Consider the following 18,586-nt stretch of genomic DNA (forward strand, 5'->3'; position numbering starts at 1 on the left):
TCGTGTTCCGGGGGGGGGGGCGACCCGTTTGAGCGGAAGGGCTCATCGAGCATTGTTCTATTTTTCGCGTGCGGCGTCGTTCGCACGAAGACTTGTAGTGCCGTTTTCCGCGTTCCTGGTGGTGGTCGGGCTGCTGACCGCTCCGTTCGATGCGGATGCGACCCCGGCGCCTCCCTCGGGCGAGGAGAAAAACGAGTCCCCCGAGTCCGAGGCGAGAGTGGCGCCCGAGAAACGTGCCGAGAAATTGGGCGAGGGGTGGCGCTCCTCGGAGGATCTCGCATGGACCACCTCCGGTGATACGACCGGTTTTCATATTCTCACGGCGAAAGCCGATTCCGGATACTCGTGGCGCACGGTGGCGACGCTCTCCGAACCGGGAATACCCTCGGACCGCTGGATCGGCAATGCCTGCGTGACCGGTTCCGGTGACCGTGCCGTGGCGGTCTACGCGCCGCGCGGGTTCACCAATGAGCGGAAACTCGTGAAGCGAGGCGCTTTCACCGCGGTGGTGAACCTGGTCACCGGTGAGGTCGACAAGATCCCGGTGAGGTCCAGCATGGCCTACTTCAATCCCGGCTGCGGCCCCGGTGAAGAGGTCGTGCTCACCCAGGAAGGACATCAGAAGAACGGGCAGACCCGTCTGATCCGTCTCGACACCGCCACCGGCGAGTTGTCCCCGGTCGTTACCGACGGGCAGGTGACCTCCGCACTGCCGTCCAAGCACGGGATCATCGCCGCACGGGGCAGCCGGTTGCTGCGGATCGATGGTTCGGGCGGCCAGCACGAGGTCGCTCGTGCTTCCAGCGTCCCGTTCCGGATGAAGAGCGACTCGGCCGGTGGCATCGTGTTCCAGGAGCGTTCGCGGAACGACGAAACGGTCAGGGTACGCCGCTGGGACGGCGAACAGGTCCGCCCGGTGGCCAGCGGGGAGCTCGGCAAAATCCGGGTCAAATCGGGCAAGGGCGGATCGGTGTTCGTGACCGGTGATGCGGTGCGAGCGGCGCGGGCAGCGTCCGGCCCGGTGCGGATCCTGCCGGTTTCGACCGAGGCTCAACCGTCCACGACCGGGGATGTCGCCATTACCGGTGTCGAACTGAGCAGCAGTGTCGCGAAGAAGGCGCCGACGCGACCTCGCCCCTCCCGCAGGGAGGAAGTGGAGATCCGGGCGAAGGTGTTCGAGACCGGTGCTGATCTGGAATTCGGCGTGACGCCTGATTCGCCTGCCGCCTCGGACACCGAGGCGAGCGCACCGCACCCGAAACTGGGAGTGACGAAGTCGGGCGGCTCCGACACGATGCGGGCGAGCGGTTCCGCCACCAGTCCGGTCGACCAGGGGAGAACCTGCGCCGTTCCGCGCAACGATCCCAATACGCAGGTCTACCAGCCGACCCCGCGTCAAGTGGAATGGGCCGTCAACCAGGCCGTGCAGCACAACCTGCATCCGTCGAGGCCCGACAACTGGAAGGAATCCGGGCTGCAGTCCTGGGATCCGCAGGGCATGTTTCCTCCGATCCCCCTCGAGGGCGGTGGGGAGATCCCGGCACAGATCATGCTGGGGGTTCTCACGCAGGAATCGAACATGTCGCAGGCCAGCTGGCACGTACTGCCCGGCGTGACCGGCAATCCGCTGATCGGCAACTACTACGGCCGTGAGGTTTACGACGAGGATCCCGGCAACGACTGGGACATCGACTTCTCGGAGGCCGACTGCGGTTACGGCATGTCCCAGGTTACCGACCACATGCGGTTGGCCGGGCACGAGAAGCCGGGTGGTCTCCCGTCCTGGCCGATGCGGAAGCAGCGTGCGGTGGCCCTGGACTACGCCACCAATCTGGCCGCCGGTATGCAGATACTCCAGAAGAAGTGGAACGCCACACGACGTGCCGGGATGACCATCAACAACGGTGATCCGGCCAAGATCGAGAACTGGTTCTACGCGCTGTGGGCGTACAACAGCGGCTTCTACCCCGAGGGGGATCATCCCACCGGTCAGTGGGGAGTCGGATGGTTCAACAATCCGATCAATCCGCGCTATCCCTCCGATCGCGCACCGTTCCTCGAGGAGACCTACCACGACGCCGCGCATCCGCAGGACTGGCCGTACCCGGAAAAGGTCATCGGTTGGGCGGGGCACCCGTTGGCCAACGCGGACGGCGCGGGCTACCGCGCGGCCTGGTGGAACAGCACAGGGGCGCGTGCCAATGCCAAGCCGCCCATCCAGTTGTTCTGCGGGGACAGCAACTCGTGCGAGCCGACGAACCTCACGAAGCCGTGCAAGCGGGAGGACTACCGCTGCTGGTTCCACAAGCCGGTGGTGTGGAAGACCGACTGTGACGTCACCTGCGGTAACGAGTTCATCAGATTCGACACCACGTATCCGGAGCAGCCGGACGGCACGAACTACCCCCGAAGTGCGACCTGAACGGCCTCCCCGCCGATGCTTTCGTGGTCGACGACGTGGCCGATTCGGTGGGGTCGGTGAGACCGAACTGTTCGCGTTCCTGGAGCAATTCGGGAAGTTTCGACCTGCGGTTCGCCAGCGACGCCAACGGCAAGTACCCCTCGAAGATAGACTTCCACCAGATCGGTGCTGGATTCGGAGGTCACTTCTGGTTCGCGCACACGCGCAAACCCGGCGCCATGGGCGGCAAGATGAAGGTCACGGGCACCTGGACGCTCGACCACGAGCGCACCGGTCCCATGAAGATCATGGCCGCTCTTCCCGACCACGGCGCGCACACCGAGATCGCGAACTACCGGGTCAACGCCACCCGGGGTCCCGGCGGACGAGTGACGAAGCAACCGGGTGACGGCGTCAGGTGGGTCTCCATCGGGACGTACATGTTCGACGGGGTGGTACCGAAGGTCACGCTCAGTTCGGAGACACCGTACGGAACCGGGGAGAACGACATCGCGTTCGACGCGATGGCATTCATACCCATCGACGGGCAGTACCACGAGCACACCGTCGAGGCCGATGCCCTGTTCGACGAGAACCAGAACATCGACACCGCCGCCCCCGAATCGTGGCTGAACGAGAGCCCGCTGGAGAGCAGGGAAAGGCTCTACAACTGGGCCATGACCATGTCCGACAAGATTCTTTCCATGAAGAACTGCGATTCGGAGGTGGGAGACTGTCTTACGCCGCATGTCGGAGCGGCCGTGGCGAACTGGCGTTCAGAGGTGATGGCCGCGGGCAAGGATCCGATCAACCATCCGGACGGAAACAGTATCTCCAGCTGGATCGGGTTCGCCAACTCCTACAAGGACAGGCCGGATTCCTACACCAGGCCGGACAGCTTCGACGACGACTCCCGTTTCAAGATAAGAACCAAGGCGACCACTACGTTCGTCAGTGATGAGAACGGGAAGATCGTGCCGGGGAGCCAGTCCGCGAGTTACGCCAACAGAACGGCTGACACCCACCTTCCCCACTTCGTGCTCGAGCTTTTCAGGGCCATCTCCGAGGACTACAAGATAAGTCTTCCGGACCTCGGCTACAGGGCCAAGGACCTCAACGAGCACAACGGGGAGTACACGAGCGTCGATCCACTCCGGAGCGGGATAATCCCCGGCCGTGCTTATTCCTACGGCGGGCAGGCTCCGAAGCTGACCACCTACACGGGGTCGGGCGAGCAACGTGGGGCCACCTGCGTCGCGGTCCGAACCGTGGCGGGGGGAAGCATCGGTTACCGGACCCTGCTGAGCAAGGAGGGGCCGACCACCGCCATGAGCGACTTCAGCGACACACTGAGCAATTCGCAGTATGTCGCCCAGAGTGTCTGGGAGCTGGTCGAGAACATTCGGGAAATGTTCTTCGACAGCGGTTCGTTCCCGGTGGTGGAGTCGAGCCTGTACAACGTCGCTCCGCCCATATGGCAGGACCTGAACTTCCGGGCCTGCACCAATGAAACGGTCCGCAAGGTGGATGGTTATCCGATCCTGCGGGCCAGCTGGATGCCCGATCACTACCTGTATCACAACGGTACGGCCATGGATCAGTCCGGCGCCCTGCGCAAGACCAGTCTCCCCCTGATGAGAGGAGATTTCGAGAACTTCAGTACGGCGACCATCGAAGTCGCGCACGAGTACACTCCCTACGGCCAGTGCAGAGCGTACGTGGAGGACAACTCGTTCGCTCGGAACAAGAATCCCTGGGGTATAAACCCCGTGCCGAGACCCGGTTTCAATCCGTCCTCGGTGCAATTCTGTTCCGATCCGGATCTCGCGCCGGATCCCGAGTACAGCAGCTATGATGTGAGTTAGTGCTAGCTGACGGGGTGCGTCTCGGGCATCGAGCAGCGAGACGCACCCCTGCACTTGAATCCCCGGCCGGCACACCCGCCCCGGTTTACGAGCGATAACCCGGTGGCCGACCCAGCCGCCCTTCCGTTGCCGGACGGCCGGGTCCACGGTGATTCCGGTTGGGGTCGTCAGCGGTGGTGGAACCGGGAGACACCGCTGGTGATGCCCTCCTCTTCCACCTGCTGCCGTGGGATGTGCACCGGCAGCCGGTGCAGTGCGACCAGTAGCAGAATCAGCAGCCCCAGCACGATCCAGCCCGTCCAGCCGAGCAGTCCCACCGAGACGTTGGAGAACGTTTCCTTCGGTGCGTTGAACACGGCGGGGAGTACGGCCGCCGCGTTGAGGAAGCCGTGTGCGACCACGGCGGGCCATACGCTGCGCGAGGCCAGCCGGAGCCAGCCGAGCAGCACGCTGACGAGCACGCAGAACACGATCATCAGAATGAAGGCGGCCACGACAGGCACCGTCGGGTAGTTGTACCCCAGCACCAGCAGCGGAGCGTGCCAGAGCCCCCACAGCACCCCGGTGATCAGGAAAGCGGCGGGTTGCCCCAGTGGCAGCAGGGCGGGTGTGAGGTAACCGCGCCAGCCCAACTCCTCACCCGCGGCGGGAATCACGTTCAACCAGCCGAACACGAACACGTGCGACAGCAGCAGCAGGCCCCCGACGAAGGCGGAGTCCGGAGCCTGGTCGGTCAGCGCGAAGCGGAGCTGGCCCGGCAGCCCGGCGAAGTCGAACCAGTGCGCGTCGTAGACGGTCAGTGCCCAGCCGACAACCAGCGCCAGCAGCATCGCCACCGGGGCGCCGAGCCAGCCGAGCACCCCGTACCGCCACCAGCCGCGTATCCCGTTGGGGTGGGTCACACCGGTCTCGCGGAGTATCCGGCCTCGCGGGCTGATCCAGCGGTTCGTCACGAACGTCGCCACGGCAGGCGTGAACATCATCGCGATCAGCAATGGTGGGTACCAGGCCCAGGACAGGCCCTCGCCGGAAAGCCACAGCGGCAGGGTCAGCAACCACGCCGGTATGTAGGCGATCAGCACGAAGCCGACCACCCCGCGAACGTCCACTCGGTCGTACTCGGAGCTCATCACGGTATTCTGCCAATCCAAGTCGCACGGATACAGCGGGTGATCGTCGATATTCTCCACGGAAACCCGACTTCCCGGCCTCCGTGGGGGCGGTCGGCACAACATCTCGCGGGTTCTCGCCGCGGCGAGAACCGTACGGTCGTCCACCGAACACGAACGGGTCGCCCCGGAGTCCGTGAACTCCGGAGCGACCCGTTCCACGCCGTGCGCGTGTCGCTCCCCCGCGAACCGCGCGGGAGCTCATGGCTGGTGAACACGCACGGCGCTAGTCCGACGATCCGACCCGTCGGGCGCGCTCAGCTCCGCAACGAACCGCGCACCCGCTCGGTCGCGACACGCATGTTCTCCAGGGCGGTCTTCACCTCCTCGTAGCCACGGGTCTTGAGCCCGCAGTCGGGGTTGACCCACAGCCGCTCGGCGGGCACGGCCGCCAGGGCCGCGCCGAGCAGCTTCTCGATCTCGTCGGAGTCCGGCACACGCGGCGAGTGGATGTCGTAGACACCCGGGCCGACGCCCCTGGCGAAACCGACCTCGTTGAGGTCGTCCAACACCTCCATCCGGGAACGAGCGGCCTCCAGGCTCGTCACGTCCGCGTCGAGGTCCACGATCGCGTCGATGACCTCGCCGAATTCGGAGTAGCACAGGTGGGTGTGGATCTGCGTGGCGTCGGTTACGCCCGCCGTGGCCAGGCGGAACGAGCGCACCGCCCACTCCAGGTACTGCCCGTGCTGTTCCGAACGCAGCGGCAGCAGCTCCCGCAGCGCGGGCTCATCGACCTGCACCACACCGATACCGGCCGATTCGAGGTCGCTCACCTCGTCCCGGATCGCCAACGCCACCTGGTTGGCCGTATCACCGAGCGGCTGGTCGTCGCGGACGAACGACCAGGCCAGGATGGTCACCGGGCCGGTGAGCATGCCCTTGACCGGCTTGCTGGTCATGCTCTGGGCCTTCTTGGCCCACTCGACGGTGATGGGCTCGGGCCGCGAGACGTCGCCGAACAGGATCGGCGGGCGCACGCAGCGCGAACCGTAGGACTGCACCCAGCCGTTCAGCGTGCTCACGAAGCCGTTCATGTACTCCGAGAAGTACTGCACCATGTCGTTGCGCTCCGGCTCGCCGTGCACGAGCACGTCGAGTCCGAGGTCCTCCTGCATGGTGATCACACGCTGGATCTCGTCGGCCATCCTGGTGTTGTAGGTGGCCTCGTCGATCCTGCCGTCCCGGAGCTGGGCACGCGCCTTGCGGACGTCCGTGGTCTGCGGGAACGAACCGATCGTGGTGGTCGGCAGCGGCGGCAGTCCGAGAGCCCGCTGCTGCTCCGCACGCCGCTTGGCGTACTCACCGCGTTCGGCGTCCCGTGGACGCAGCTTCGAGGTGCGGTCACGCACCGTCTTGGCGCGCAGCCGGGCCGCGTTTCGCCGGTCCTCGATCGGAGCGCGGGCCCTGTCCAGCTGCGTGCGCACCGCGTCCCGCCCCTCGTGCAGGGCGCGGTCGAGCAGCACGACCTCCTCGACCTTCTGCCGCGCGAACGCCAACCAGGACTTGACCTGCGGGTCGATGTCCTTCTCGGCCTCGACGTCGTAGGGGACGTGCAGCAGCGAGCACGAGGTGCCCACCGAGACCTCACCGGCGAGCCCGAGCAGCGTCGCCGCCTTGGACAGCGCGTCGTCGAGGTCGGTCCGCCAGATGTTGCGACCCTCCACCAGACCGGCCACCAGCGTCTTGTTCCGCAGACCGGTCAGTCCGGACAGCACCTCCATCGTGGTCGAGCCGGCCACGAGGTCGACCCCGACCGCCTCGATCGGCGAGGAGGCCAGCACGCCGAGGGCCTCGCCGGGATCACCGAAGTAGGTGGGCACGAACAGCTTCGGCCGCGCGGTGAGCTCACCGAGCTTGCGGTAGGCCCCGCGCAGCTTCTCCAGTTCCGCCGGCTGGCGGTCGGCCGCGAACGCGGGCTCGTCCAGCTGCACCCATTCCACACCGGCGCGGTGGAGCTCACCCAGCAGCTCGGTGTAGACCTCCAGCAGATCGTCCAACCGGTGCAGCGGCGTGAAGGAGGACGGTGCCCCCTCGGCGCTCTTGGACAGCAGCAGGAAGGTCAGCGGCCCCACCAGCACGGGGCGGGTGGTTATCCCGAGTTCCCCGGCTTCCCGGAACCGCTTCACGGGGGTGCGGTCGGCGAGGCTGAACTCGGTGTTCGGGCCGATCTCGGGAACGAGGTAGTGGTAGTTGGTGTCGAACCACTTCGTCATCTCCAGCGGCGGGGTGGATTCCACGCCGCGCGCCATGGCGAAGTAGGTGTCCAACGAGTCCAGCCCCAGCTCGCGGTAGCGCTCCGGCACGGCGCCGAAGGTCACCGCGGTGTCCAGGACCTGGTCGTAATAGGAGAACGTGTTGCTGGGAACGGATCCCAGACCCGCCGCGTGCAGTTCCCGCCAGCTCTGGGTACGCAGCGTGCGGGCCGTCTCGCGCAGCTGTTCCCTGCCGCTCTTGCCCGCCCAGTAGCTCTCCAGCGCCCGCTTGAGTTCCCGCTGCGGGCCGATACGGGGGTATCCGAGTACGGTGGATCCGATTTCGCTGGTCAAAGCTCTCTCCTCGCGAGCTCGACGACATGGTCGACCGAGCACCTCGAGGAATGAGGGCACACGTGTCCACGGTCGCGTGGGAGCTCGCGACGTGACCGCCCTGCCGACCTTCCCTCGAGGTCCCGGACTCGCGCACCGCTCGCGGTACGCACCGACGGCAGGTCTTCGGACTCGCGGGCACCACCGGCTTCAGCCGGTTCTCCTACTGGTCGTCGGCTTCCCGGACCTCGGGTCCAGTGCCGTGTTCCGCTCGCGATCCCGGTCGGGGAGCGCGGCGGTGACGACGTTCGTTCCCACTCACCGCTGCGGGGCAGTTCCGGATTCGCACCGGATTCCCTCTTGCCTCAGCGGCGGGACCGTTCGCCCTCGCCGCTGAACCATCGGCGCTCGTATGGTTGCGCTCGCCGTCCGGTTTGGCAAGCCCCACCCGCCTTTCACGGCGGTTGATCGGCACGCTCGTACCGCCGCTCGGCTGCCGTTTCGCCGTTCGATGTAGCAGCGGTCACACCGCGTCCCGCCGCGTGGCGAACTTGCCAACGTCGGTGACAGCGCGAAAGTATGAGGCGCATGGCCGGTGAACTGCTGCCCGCGACCCGACGCGCCCTGCTGCGCCGACTGGCACTGGAACAGTCGGGCAACCGTGTGCCCTCGATTATCGCCGGACTGGTGCGTGACGGTGAGACGATCTGGGTGGATTCTCGTGGGCGGGTGGACGATCGGCGGCCCGACTCCGATACGCAGTACCGCATCGGGTCCATCACCAAGACCTTCGTGGCGGTGCTGGTGATGCGACTGCGCGACGAGGGGCTGCTGTCGTTGGCCGACCGGTTCGGTGACCACGTGCCGGGCACGGCGGTCGACGACCGGCAGATCTGGCAGCTGCTCGCGCACTGCAGTGGGCTCAGCTCCGAGCCTGCCGGGCAGTGGTGGGAACGGACAAAGGGCGAGTCCGCCGAGGACTTCCTCGCGGGCGTGGACAGCGCCCAGCTGCGTCCCGAACCGCAGCACGTGTTCCACTACTCCAACACCGCGTTCGGGCTGCTGGGGCAGTTGGTTGAGCGAGTACGCGGCAACGAGTTCATGTCGGTGGTCCGCGAGGAGATCCTGGAACCGCTCGGGATGCGCCGCACCACCGAGAGCCCCGTCCCGCCGTACGCCCCCGGGCTGGCGGTGCACCCCTGGGCCGACGTGTTGCAATCCGAACCGTTCGAGGACGCGGTCGCGATGGCCCCGGCCGGTCAGCTCTGGTCCACGGTGGATGACATGATCCGCTGGTTGCGCTTCCTGACCGGTGAGACCGGGGAGGTGCTGCACCCCGACACGCTCGACGAGATGCGCAAACCGGCCAGTGTGGACGACGGGCCGCAGTGGACCAGGGGAGCCGGGCTGGGGCTGCAACTGGCACGGCACAACGGTCGTGCGCTCGTGGGTCACAGTGGTTCCATGCCGGGCTTTCTGGCCAACATGCTGGCCGACCCGGCCGAGTCCACCGGTGTGATCTTTCTCGCCAACACGACCGCCGGAGCGAACGGCGCACTCGCGGTCGATCTGCTCGAGATCCTCGCCGAGCACGAACCCCGCATCCCGCCGGAGTGGGTTCCCGAGGGTGGGGTCTCCGAGGAGCTGCTGGAGCTGACCGGCCTGTGGTACTGGGGGCCGGTCCCGCAGCTGCTCCGAGTGTTGCCCGACGGGGTGCTCGATCTCGCTGCCTGGCAGGGGCCGGGTCGGCCATCACGATTCCGGCCGGACGGACCGGACAACTGGATCGGACTGGACGGGTACCACCGCGGGGAACGACTGCGCGTGGTGCGCGCCGCGGACGGCACAGCCACGCATCTGGATCTCAACACCTTCGTCTTCACCAGAAGGCCCTACGATCCGTCGGCCCCCGTTCCGGGCGGAACATTGCCCTGGGAGTGAGAACTCGGTGCGAGTTTCCGCGTGACTTCGTCGCGCCCTGCGTCCAGGGAAGCCCCCTGCTGCGAAGCACGAGCCTGCGTGTGATCGCGCGTCGGCCGATCCCGACATTCGGGAGTCCCGCCCCGGGGATCCGCCCCGGTTCCTCGACGGACCGCTGGCGGAGACGGTTGTCCGGCATCCGGTGGCGGGAGTCCAGGCCACGGGAGCCCGTTCCTTGAGACGTCGCTTCGCGGTGTGCCGGACCGTGCGTCGTCCTTCGCGGACGATCTACGCTGTGTGAGCGCTCTCGGAGAAACTCGTGTTCGCCGGTGTCCGCTGTGTGCAGCGTGCGTCCTCGGCTTCTTTGCCTGCTGCCGTGCGTATCGGACGATCGCTGCTGGTACTCCGTCCGAGGGAGAACCTGCCGTCTCGCATGTGTTGACCGTCACCCGATCGTGTCGTACGTTGTCGAACAACGTTCGGTATTCCGGACATGCGATTGGAGAGCCAACTCGCGGACGGCGACAGGATCGGACGACAATGCACACTCTGGCCGATGGGCTACGGCTGTCCATGAACTGGATGGACAGCCTCATTCTTGTCATTTACTTCGTGGTCGTGCTAGGTATCGCGTTCGCCGCGAAACGAAGCGTCCACTCCACGCTCGACTTCTTTCTGTCCGGGCGTTCACTACCCGCGTGGGTGACGGGACTGGCGTTCGTCTCGGCGAATCTGGGAGCCACCGAGATTCTCGGCATGGCCGCCAACGGCGCGCAGTACGGCGCCTACACCGTGCACTGGTATCTGATCGGCGCGATTCCGGCCATGGTTTTCCTCGGCCTGGTCATGATGCCGTTCTACTACAACTCGAAGGTGCGCAGTGTTCCCGAATTCCTGCTGCGGCGGTTCAGCAGTTCCTCCCATCTGCTGAGCGCGGTCATATTCGCGGTGGCCTCTGTCCTGATAGCCGGTGTGAATCTCTACGCACTGGCCATCGTGCTGCGGGCACTGCTCGGCTGGCCGATCCCACTGTCCATCGTCATAGCCGGTGTGTTCGTGCTGATCTACATCACCGTCGGTGGACTCACCTCGGCCATCTACAACGAGGTACTGCAGTTCTTCGTCATCGTGGCGGCGCTGGTGCCGCTGACCGTGCTCGGCCTGATCCGGGTCGGTGGTGTCAGTGGCGTCATCGACAAGGTGACCGCCTCCGAGGGAGCGCAGTTCCTGACCGCATGGGGCGGAACAGGCTTCGGGCAGGACAACCCGCTCGGGGCCAACTGGCTCACCATCTCGTTGGGCCTCGGTTTCGCGATCTCCTTCGGGTACTGGACCACCAACTTCGCGGAGGTGCAGCGCTCGCTGTCCGCCAAGAACCTCTCGGCTGCCCGGCGTACTCCACTGATCGCGGCGTTCCCCAAGATGTTCATCCCGTTGGTCGTGGTGCTGCCCGGTCTGATCGCGTTGATCATGCAGCCCAACATCGGGCAACCGGGCAGCCAGTACGACTACAACTCGGCGATTCCGCTGCTCATGGCGCAATTGTTGCCGAACGGCGTGCTGGGGCTGGCGGTCACGGGTCTGATGGCCTCGTTCATGGCCGGTATGGCGGCCAACGTCTCCAGTTTCAACACCGTGTTCACCGCGGATATCTGGGAGCCGTACATAAAACCGAACATGCCGGATTCGCACTACCTCACGGTCGGCCGTGTCATCACCGCCATCGGTGTGGTGATCGGTATCGGAACGGCGTTCATCGCGGCTTCCTTCAGCAACATCATGAACTACATGCAGACGTTGTTCTCGTTCTTCAACGTCCCGTTGTTCGCCACGTTCATTCTGGCGTTGTTCTGGAAACGCATGACCGCCAAGGCGGGCTTCTGGGGATTGCTGCTCGGCACCCTCGCGCCGATCGCGTTCTACAGCATGTACCGGGCCGGAATAGTGGACATGGACAGCGCGCAGGGCGTGAACATGATCGCGGCCATCATCGCGCTCGTGACCGACCTCGTGGTCAGTGTCCCGATCGCGCTGGCGACGACCCCGAAGCCGGAGGCCGAACTCGCGGGGCTGGTCTACACCCGGGCCGATGCCACGGACTCCGGAGAGATGCAGCGGGGCGACGACGCCTGGTACCGCAAACCGGCCCTGCTCGGTTGGGGTGCGATCGTGCTCGCCGTGCTGTGCTACGTCCCCTTCTCCCTCTAGTTTTGGACAGAGTCTGTGGCCGGGCTGCCGGGGTGGTCCCGTGGCGGAACCTCTCGCACGGCTCTCGCTGCGGGTCCGGCGACATCGGGTAGGTACTACACAACGTCTCCGGCGTCCTCGCGAGAGCCGCACGGGAGAACCCGCGGCGGTGCCGACCGCGTGAGTGATGGGAGTTCGACCCGCGGGAGTGGTTGGAGTTCGGAGCTGTCGTGCCGTAGAAGATCGTCACATCCTGACCGGAGTGCGGATCGAGGAGTTCGACGAGGAGATGCTCTCGGGCCGAGAGGTGGTGTTCGTTGAGTTGGGGACTCGGGTTTTTGGATCAAGAAGGACAGCAGGTTCGGTGGAGGTGAGCGATGTCGGAGTCGCGTGAACCGGGAAGCGAGCAGTCGGACGCCGCACGGCGGGAGAGATCGGCGAAGCTGTTCGACGTGCGGACGGTCATAGGCGGCCTGTTCGTGGTCTACGGCCTGTTGGTCGGATCGGCCGGGCTGTTTCCCACCGAGGAGGGATTGGCCAAGGCTCAGGGGGTCAACATCAATCTCTGGACGGGGCTGTCGATGTTGATCCTGGGCGCGCTTTTCCTGTTGTGGGTGCGGTTGCGGCCGTTGGAAACCCCTGCGCAGGGCGATGAGGGCGACTGATCGGGTTTCCGCCGTGGAAACCCGCTGACGGGGCTTTTCGTTCCGGCCGGAACGAAAAGCCCCGTCATGCGCGGTAGCCCAGCCGTTCCGAGAGGTTCTCCGCTCCCCGCATCACGGTTCCGGTGAGTTCGCTCGCCGCGGTTTCGCTCCAGCGCAGGATGGGGACCGCGATGCTCATCGCGGCCACGACCACTCCGTAGTGGTCGTGCACCGGAGCCGCCACACAGGCGACCGCGTCGTTGGACTCGCAGTACTCCCGGGAGCGACCGTGCTCGGCCACGTCGTCGAGTTCCGCGCGGAGGCTGGTGAGGTCGGTGAGGCTGTTGTCCGTCATCGCGCGCAGTTTCTCCGAACCGTAGAGCTCGTCGAGCTCCCGCTTCGAGAGCGAGGCGAGCAGGGCCTTGCCGACAGCGGTGCAGTGGGCGGGCAACCGCCTGCCCACGGCCGAGACCATCCGCACCGGATGTCCACTGTCGACCTTGGCGATGTAGAGCACCTCGGTGCCCTCGCGGATACCGAGGTGCACGGTCTCGTTGCACTCGGCGGCCACTTCCTCCGCGACCAGCTGTCCCTCGCGGGCGAGGTCCAGACGCTCGGCGTAGGCGGAGCCGAGTTGGAAACCCCGCACCCCCAGTCGGTAGCGAGCGCCGCCCCGTCCGGAGGGGACGAGATACCCGCGTTCCACGAGCGTGCTGAGCAACTCGTGCACCGTTGTGCGCGGCAGTCCCAGCTTTCCCGTGATCTCCGGAGCGCTCAGCTCCGGTTCGTCCAGGAAGAGCTCCAGGATGTCGAATGCCCGCTGTAGTGCGGGTACCGCTCGTGCCACCGGGTTCTTACCTCCCGTTGTCGGGCCGGGACGCGCTGTGACCCGGCCCGCGATGCCTGCCGGCTGTGCTTCGGTATTTGACCGGTATTTCGAACAGCCTACCGAACGGAGCCGTCGGTTGCTCGCGGCATCGCCTATTGACCTCGCGGAACTCCCGCGACTAAGTTGTCCGAACAACGTCCGATATTTCGAACGGAGTAGGCGTTGGAAGCACGAACGTTCTTGCGATCCCAAGGATTGCCCTCCGGGGATGCCGAGTCACCGCCGGACAGCTCGAAGCGTTTCCCGGACGGTGCTCGTTACCGGGTGGAGATCCCCAGCACCGAGGGGCCGGAAGTGCTCGACGCGGTGCTTGCCGAGGCCGATGAGCGCGATGTCCCGGTGCACCGGATCTCCCAGGGAAGCGGGGCGATGCTGCTCACCGACGACGAGCTCACGCGAATGGCGGGCACCGCCGCCCGCAACCACGTCGAGTTGAGCCTGTTCGCCCGGCCACAAGCCGGCTGGCACACCGGTGCGATGGCCTCGTCCCCGACCGGCGGCACGGTCGCGTCCCAGGCACGCGGCACCGAGCAGCTGGTTCACGTGCTCGAGGACATCCGCAGAAGCGCGGCGGCCGGAGTGCGCAGCGTGCTGATCACCGATCTGGGAGTGCTTTCCGTGGCAGCCAGGATGCGGGCCCAGCGGGAACTCCCACCGGACATGCGCTTCAAGATCAGTGTCCAAATGGCTCTGTCCAATCCGGCCTCGATACGTATCGCGGAGGAGTTCGGCGCCGACACCTACAATGTGCCGACCGATCTCTCACCGGCACAGCTGGCCGCGATCCGAGCGGCCACGGACCTCCCGCTCGACGTCTACATCGAGTCCCCCGACGATCTCGGCGGATTCGTCCGGCACTACGAGATAGCCGAGATAGTGCGGGTGGCGGCGCCGGTCTACGTCAAGTTCGGGTTGCGCAACGCCCCCAACATCTATCCGAGCGGAAGCCATCTCACCGACACGGTCGTCGGCCTCGGGAAGGAACGCGTACGCCGCGCCCGCATCGGGTTGGACATGCTGCACCGCTACATGCCCGAGGCGGAGACATCCGAACTGCCCGTGGCCGATCTGGCCGTCCCGACCGAAGTGGGTGAACACCGATGAGGATCACGAAAATCGAACCCCTGGTGCTCGGCACGCCCTGGCGCGATCTGACCTACCTGCGGGTGCACACCGACGACGGCATCGTGGGTGTCGGAGAGACCCGCATGCTGGGACACACCGAGGCGTTGCTCGGCTACTTCAACGAGGCCGCACGCAACCACGTGATCGGTGCCGACCCGTTCAACATCGAAGCGCTGGTGTGGCGCATGAAGCGCGGGGACTACGGCCGCGCCGGTGAGGTCGTCATGTCCGGCATCGCGTGCGTGGAGATGGCCTGCTGGGACATCATCGGCAAGGCACTCGGGCAACCCGTCTGGCGGTTGCTGGGCGGGAACGTCCGGGACGGGATAAAGGCCTACGCCAACGGCTGGTACACCGTGGAGCGCACCGCCGAACAGTTCCACGAAGCGGCCCGTGCGGTGGTCGACAGCGGATACCGGGCACTGAAGTTCGATCCGTTCGGTCCGGGCCGCTGGGAACTGGAGCCCGCCGAGTTGCGGCGCTCGGTGGAGCTGGTCTCGGCCGTGCGGGACGCCGTCGGCCCCGAGGTGGAGATCCTGGTCGAGATGCACGGCCGCTTCACCCCCGCCGAGGCCACCCGCATCGCCAAGGAGCTCGCGCCGTTCGATCCCAGCTGGATCGAGGAACCGGTGCCGCCGGAGAACCAGGAAGCCTTGGCCAAGGTCTCGCGGAACACCACGCTGCCGGTGGCCACCGGTGAGCGTATCCACGACCGCATCGAGTTCCGCGAGCTGTTCGAACGGCAGTCCGCCGACATCATCCAACCCGACATCGGCCACTTCGGCGGCATACTGGAGACGCGAAAGGTCGCCGCCACCGCAGAGACCCACTACGTGCTGCTGGCCCCGCACAATGTCGGCGGTCCGGTGCTCACCGCGGCCAACCTGCACCTCGCCGCGGTCACCGAGAACTTCAAGATCCAGGAGCACTTCAACGACTTCGCCGACTCCCACGTGAAACAGGCCGCTCCCGGAGTCCCAGAGGTGGAGGACGGCTACTTCGCGCTGCCCCAGGGGCCCGGCCTCGGGGTGGAGCTCGACGTCGACTTCGTGCGGGAGTACCCGGCACGCGGCGCCAGGTTCGACCTCTACGCCGAGGACTGGCAGTTTCGGGGCACGAAGGGAGAGAACGCCTCTTGAGCGACCCCAGAGCGGTACGCATCGACGAACCCGGCAGTGTTCGCGTCGTTCCCATCGAACCCACCGAACCCGGCCCCGGAGAGGCACTCGTCGAGATCGCCCACAGCGGCATCTGCGGATCCGACCGCGAGGTCTTCACCGGCAACCGGCCTGCGGACTTCGTGAACTACCCCGTGATCCCCGGCCACGAGTGGTCCGGCAGGGTCGTCGAGGTGGGACCGGAGGCCCCGGCTGATCTCCGGGGTCGGTTGGTCGTGGGGGAGGGATTCCGCGGTTGCGGGGTGTGTCCCGCCTGCCGCGGAGGCGACAACAATCTCTGCGCCACGCAGTACGAGGAAACCGGTTTCACCCGACCCGGGGGTTGGTCGAACTACTTGACCCTGCCCGCGAGGCTGCTGCACGTGCTGCCCGACGAGGCCGATCCGCGCGGCGCGGCGGTGTTGGAACCGGCCGCCTGCGCGGCCGCTGCCACCCTCAAACTCGCGGTGGTCCCCGGGGAACGTGTCGCGGTGGTCGGTGGTGGGAGTCTCGGACTGTTGTCCACCCAGCTCATCGCGGCGGCGTCCCCGTCCGAGCTGTCCGTCGTGGAGCCGGGCGAGCGTGCCGAGATAGCCACCGCCTGCGGTGCCACCGCGATCCGCACCCCGGCGGAGGCCGAGAAGCTGGCGGGTGGTTTCGACGCCGTGGTGGAGGCAGCCGGTGCGGAGGGAACGGCCGGTCTCGCCACCAGGCTCGTGCGCCCCGGCGGGAGGGTGGTGCTCACCGGCGTGGCCGCCGAGGACTCCCGGCCCCCCGACCCGGCGCGGTTGGTGCTATCGCAGGTCACGGTGCACACCGTCTTCGGGGCGCCCTCCCGAGCCTGGGGACACGCCGTCTCGGCGTTCACCAGCGGTGTGCTGGACCCGGGCCTGCTCGTCACTCGCGAGCTGGAACTGGACGAGGCTTCCGAAGCGCTGCGCCTGCTCGGCGAGCGGCGGGGTGCGGACGTGAAGATCCTGTTGCGCCCGTGACCCGGCAGTCCGAACGCAGAACTCCGAACAGAGGAGGAAACCGAGTCCCATGACAACGTCCCGAGTCGTTTCCACCGGTGAAGACCACGAAACCGTGCTGGACAACGCCACTGCCGCCGCCGAGGAACTCGCCGCGAGGAGCCCGTCCGACATCGCGGGTCTGCTTCGGGGGGTGGCGGCCGAGCTGGATGCCCACACCGAGGAACTCGTGCCGCTGGCGCAGCGGGAGTCCCACCTGCCGGAGGGGCGACTGCGCGGCGAGCTCGTGCGCACCACGTTCCAACTGCGGTTGTTCGCGGACACCGTCGAGGAAGGCGCATACCTGAAGGCCACCATCGACACCCCGGATCCGGCCTGGCCGACCGGTGCCCGCCCCGATCTGCGTCGTACCGTGCTGCCGCTCGGTCCGGTTCTCGTGTTCGCGGCCAGCAACTTCCCGTTCGCCTTCAGCGTGGCCGGGGGCGACACCGCCTCGGCGTTGGCCGCCGGTTGTCCCGTGGTGGTCAAGGCACATCCGGGCCATCCCGAGCTGTCCCGCCGAACCGCCGAGATCGTTACGGCGGCGTTGGCTCGGTCCGGTGCCCCCGAGGGGACCTTCGCGCTGGTGGAGGGGACCGAGCGGGCCAAGGCCGTTCTACTGGACGAGCGGGTGCGGGCCGGTGCGTTCACCGGATCGAACACCGCGGGCCGTGCGCTGTTCGACCTCGCCTCTTCCCGGGACTCACCCATCCCGTTCTACGCCGAGATGGGCAGCGTGAATCCCGCTTTCGTGACTCCCGAGGCCGCCGCCGGTCGGGGCGAGGAGATCGCGCGGGGATATCTCGACTCCTACACGCTGGGGGTCGGACAGTTCTGCACGAAACCCGGCCTGTTGCTGGTGCCGTCCAGCGCGGCGCAGCGGTTCCGCGACGTGCTCATTCCCGAGGTGGAGCAGCGCCCCGCCGCTCCCATGCTCAACGACGGCATCGATGCCGCCTTCCGGGAAACGCTGAGCTCGCTGCGGGACCACGCGGCGGTGGAAACCCTGGTCTCGGGCCATCGTTCCGAGGGCGGGGTCGGCCCGAGCCTGCTCTACACCGGTGCGCGTGAGCTCGTCGACAACCGCGAGGAGCTCACGGCCGAGTGCTTCGGTCCGGCCTCGTTGCTGGTGGGCTACTCCGACACCGACGAGTTGCTGGAAGCGGCCGGTGTCTTCACCGGGGAGCTGACGGCGACCGTGCACGGCAACGAGGAGGAGAGCATCGTAGCGCCGCTGTTCCGGACGCTGAGTGCACGCGCGGGCAGGGTGGTCTGGAACGGCTGGCCCACCGGGGTCAGCGTCAGCCACGGCATGCAGCACGGTGGGCCGTACCCCGCCACCACGGCGCCGATACACACCTCGGTGGGCACCGCCGCGATCGACAGGTTCCTGCGCCCGGTGTCGTTCCAGAACGCCCCTCGGGCGGTGCTGCCCGAAGCGGTCCGGGACGGCAATCCGCTGGGAGTGCCGCGGCGCGTGAACGGGCGCATGGAGTCGCCCGAGCAGGGCTGACGGTATACCGCATTCCGCCCTCGCCGGGGTGGTCGCGTGGCGGTACCCTGCGGATGGGTTCGGTAGGCGGGGTTCGAGGTTGCCATGCCCCGGGCGCGGCGATCTCGTGAGAAATCGACGCCGTGCAGTGCGGTGACGGGACCTCCGGCGGATTCTCGCCGTGGGCTCCGGACGCGTG

General features: G+C 66.7%; 12 protein-coding genes and 1 riboswitch. Of the genes, 9 read left to right on the forward strand and 3 right to left on the reverse strand.

Annotated elements, in window-relative coordinates; genetic code table 11:
• The first annotated feature begins 97 nt into the window (after positions 1 to 97).
• Entirely contained in the window at positions 98 to 2,422 is a 2,325-nt protein-coding gene (locus tag ACOQFL_RS10615; RefSeq protein ID WP_435543964.1) for a hypothetical protein, read from the forward strand.
• Positions 2,423 to 2,445: 23 nt separating this feature from the next.
• Positions 2,446 to 4,266: a hypothetical protein gene (locus ACOQFL_RS10620; RefSeq protein ID WP_435543965.1), complete on the forward strand. Its 1,821-nt coding sequence runs from the start codon at positions 2,446 to 2,448 to the stop codon at positions 4,264 to 4,266.
• A 167-nt stretch (positions 4,267 to 4,433) separates the two neighbouring features.
• On the opposite strand, the gene ACOQFL_RS10625 is transcribed toward ACOQFL_RS10620, so the two are convergent.
• Together ACOQFL_RS10625 and metE are read right to left on the reverse strand one after the other, a co-directional pair.
• Entirely contained in the window at positions 4,434 to 5,396 is a 963-nt protein-coding gene (locus ACOQFL_RS10625) for a CPBP family intramembrane glutamic endopeptidase (RefSeq protein WP_435543966.1), read from the reverse strand.
• 296 nt (positions 5,397 to 5,692) lie between these two features.
• The gene (metE, locus tag ACOQFL_RS10630; protein WP_435543967.1) at positions 5,693 to 7,984 is read right to left on the reverse strand and encodes a 5-methyltetrahydropteroyltriglutamate--homocysteine S-methyltransferase; all 2,292 of its coding nucleotides are present in this window, start codon (positions 7,982 to 7,984) and stop codon (positions 5,693 to 5,695) included.
• A gap of 139 nt (positions 7,985 to 8,123) precedes the next feature.
• Positions 8,124 to 8,381, reverse strand: a riboswitch (cobalamin riboswitch).
• A 170-nt stretch (positions 8,382 to 8,551) separates the two neighbouring features.
• On the opposite strand from metE, the gene ACOQFL_RS10635 reads away from it, so the two are divergent.
• From ACOQFL_RS10635 to ACOQFL_RS10645, 3 genes are all read left to right on the forward strand, one after another.
• Complete coding sequence (locus ACOQFL_RS10635; protein ID WP_435543968.1) at positions 8,552 to 9,904, forward strand: serine hydrolase domain-containing protein; 1,353 nt, start codon at positions 8,552 to 8,554, stop codon at positions 9,902 to 9,904.
• Positions 9,905 to 10,423: 519 nt separating this feature from the next.
• Complete coding sequence (locus ACOQFL_RS10640) at positions 10,424 to 12,091, forward strand: sodium:solute symporter family protein (protein ID WP_435543969.1); 1,668 nt, start codon at positions 10,424 to 10,426, stop codon at positions 12,089 to 12,091.
• A 356-nt stretch (positions 12,092 to 12,447) separates the two neighbouring features.
• On the forward strand, positions 12,448 to 12,735 hold the full coding sequence (locus tag ACOQFL_RS10645; protein WP_435543970.1) for a hypothetical protein: 288 nt from the start codon (positions 12,448 to 12,450) through the stop codon (positions 12,733 to 12,735).
• A 64-nt stretch (positions 12,736 to 12,799) separates the two neighbouring features.
• On the opposite strand, the gene ACOQFL_RS10650 is transcribed toward ACOQFL_RS10645, so the two are convergent.
• Positions 12,800 to 13,561, reverse strand: a complete 762-nt coding sequence (locus ACOQFL_RS10650; RefSeq protein ID WP_435543971.1) for an IclR family transcriptional regulator — start codon at positions 13,559 to 13,561, stop codon at positions 12,800 to 12,802.
• 222 nt (positions 13,562 to 13,783) lie between these two features.
• On the opposite strand from ACOQFL_RS10650, the gene ACOQFL_RS10655 reads away from it, so the two are divergent.
• The 4 genes from ACOQFL_RS10655 to ACOQFL_RS10670 are packed head-to-tail and all read left to right on the forward strand — an operon-like array spanning position 13,784 to position 18,408.
• Positions 13,784 to 14,707 carry a U32 family peptidase gene (locus tag ACOQFL_RS10655; RefSeq protein ID WP_435543972.1) on the forward strand — a complete coding sequence of 308 codons (924 nt, stop codon included), beginning with the start codon at positions 13,784 to 13,786 and terminating at the stop codon, positions 14,705 to 14,707.
• Positions 14,704 to 15,867, forward strand: a complete 1,164-nt coding sequence (locus tag ACOQFL_RS10660; protein ID WP_435543973.1) for a mandelate racemase/muconate lactonizing enzyme family protein — start codon at positions 14,704 to 14,706, stop codon at positions 15,865 to 15,867. Before ACOQFL_RS10655 ends, ACOQFL_RS10660 begins: the two co-directional genes overlap by 4 nt.
• Positions 15,864 to 16,877, forward strand: a complete 1,014-nt coding sequence (locus ACOQFL_RS10665) for a zinc-dependent alcohol dehydrogenase (protein WP_435543974.1) — start codon at positions 15,864 to 15,866, stop codon at positions 16,875 to 16,877. Before ACOQFL_RS10660 ends, ACOQFL_RS10665 begins: the two co-directional genes overlap by 4 nt.
• A 49-nt stretch (positions 16,878 to 16,926) precedes the next feature.
• Positions 16,927 to 18,408 (forward strand): aldehyde dehydrogenase (NADP(+)), encoded by a 1,482-nt coding sequence (locus tag ACOQFL_RS10670; protein WP_435543975.1) that lies wholly within the window; start codon positions 16,927 to 16,929, stop codon positions 18,406 to 18,408.
• Positions 18,409 to 18,586: the final 178 nt, after the last annotated feature.

The organism is Actinopolyspora sabaoui, from assembly GCF_051225635.1.
Classification (GTDB): domain Bacteria; phylum Actinomycetota; class Actinomycetes; order Mycobacteriales; family Pseudonocardiaceae; genus Actinopolyspora.

Excerpts from the sequence above, each read along its gene's own strand:
- ACOQFL_RS10625 (WP_435543966.1), bottom strand. The coding sequence starts at position 5,396 with ATGAGCTCCGAGTACGACCGAGTGGACGTTCGCGGGGTGGTCGGCTTC.
- ACOQFL_RS10635 (WP_435543968.1), top strand. The coding sequence starts at position 8,552 with ATGGCCGGTGAACTGCTGCCCGCGACCCGACGCGCCCTGCTGCGCCGA.
- ACOQFL_RS10640 (WP_435543969.1), top strand. The coding sequence starts at position 10,424 with ATGCACACTCTGGCCGATGGGCTACGGCTGTCCATGAACTGGATGGAC.
- ACOQFL_RS10645 (WP_435543970.1), top strand. The coding sequence starts at position 12,448 with ATGTCGGAGTCGCGTGAACCGGGAAGCGAGCAGTCGGACGCCGCACGG.
- ACOQFL_RS10660 (WP_435543973.1), top strand. The coding sequence starts at position 14,704 with ATGAGGATCACGAAAATCGAACCCCTGGTGCTCGGCACGCCCTGGCGC.
- ACOQFL_RS10670 (WP_435543975.1), top strand. The coding sequence starts at position 16,927 with ATGACAACGTCCCGAGTCGTTTCCACCGGTGAAGACCACGAAACCGTG.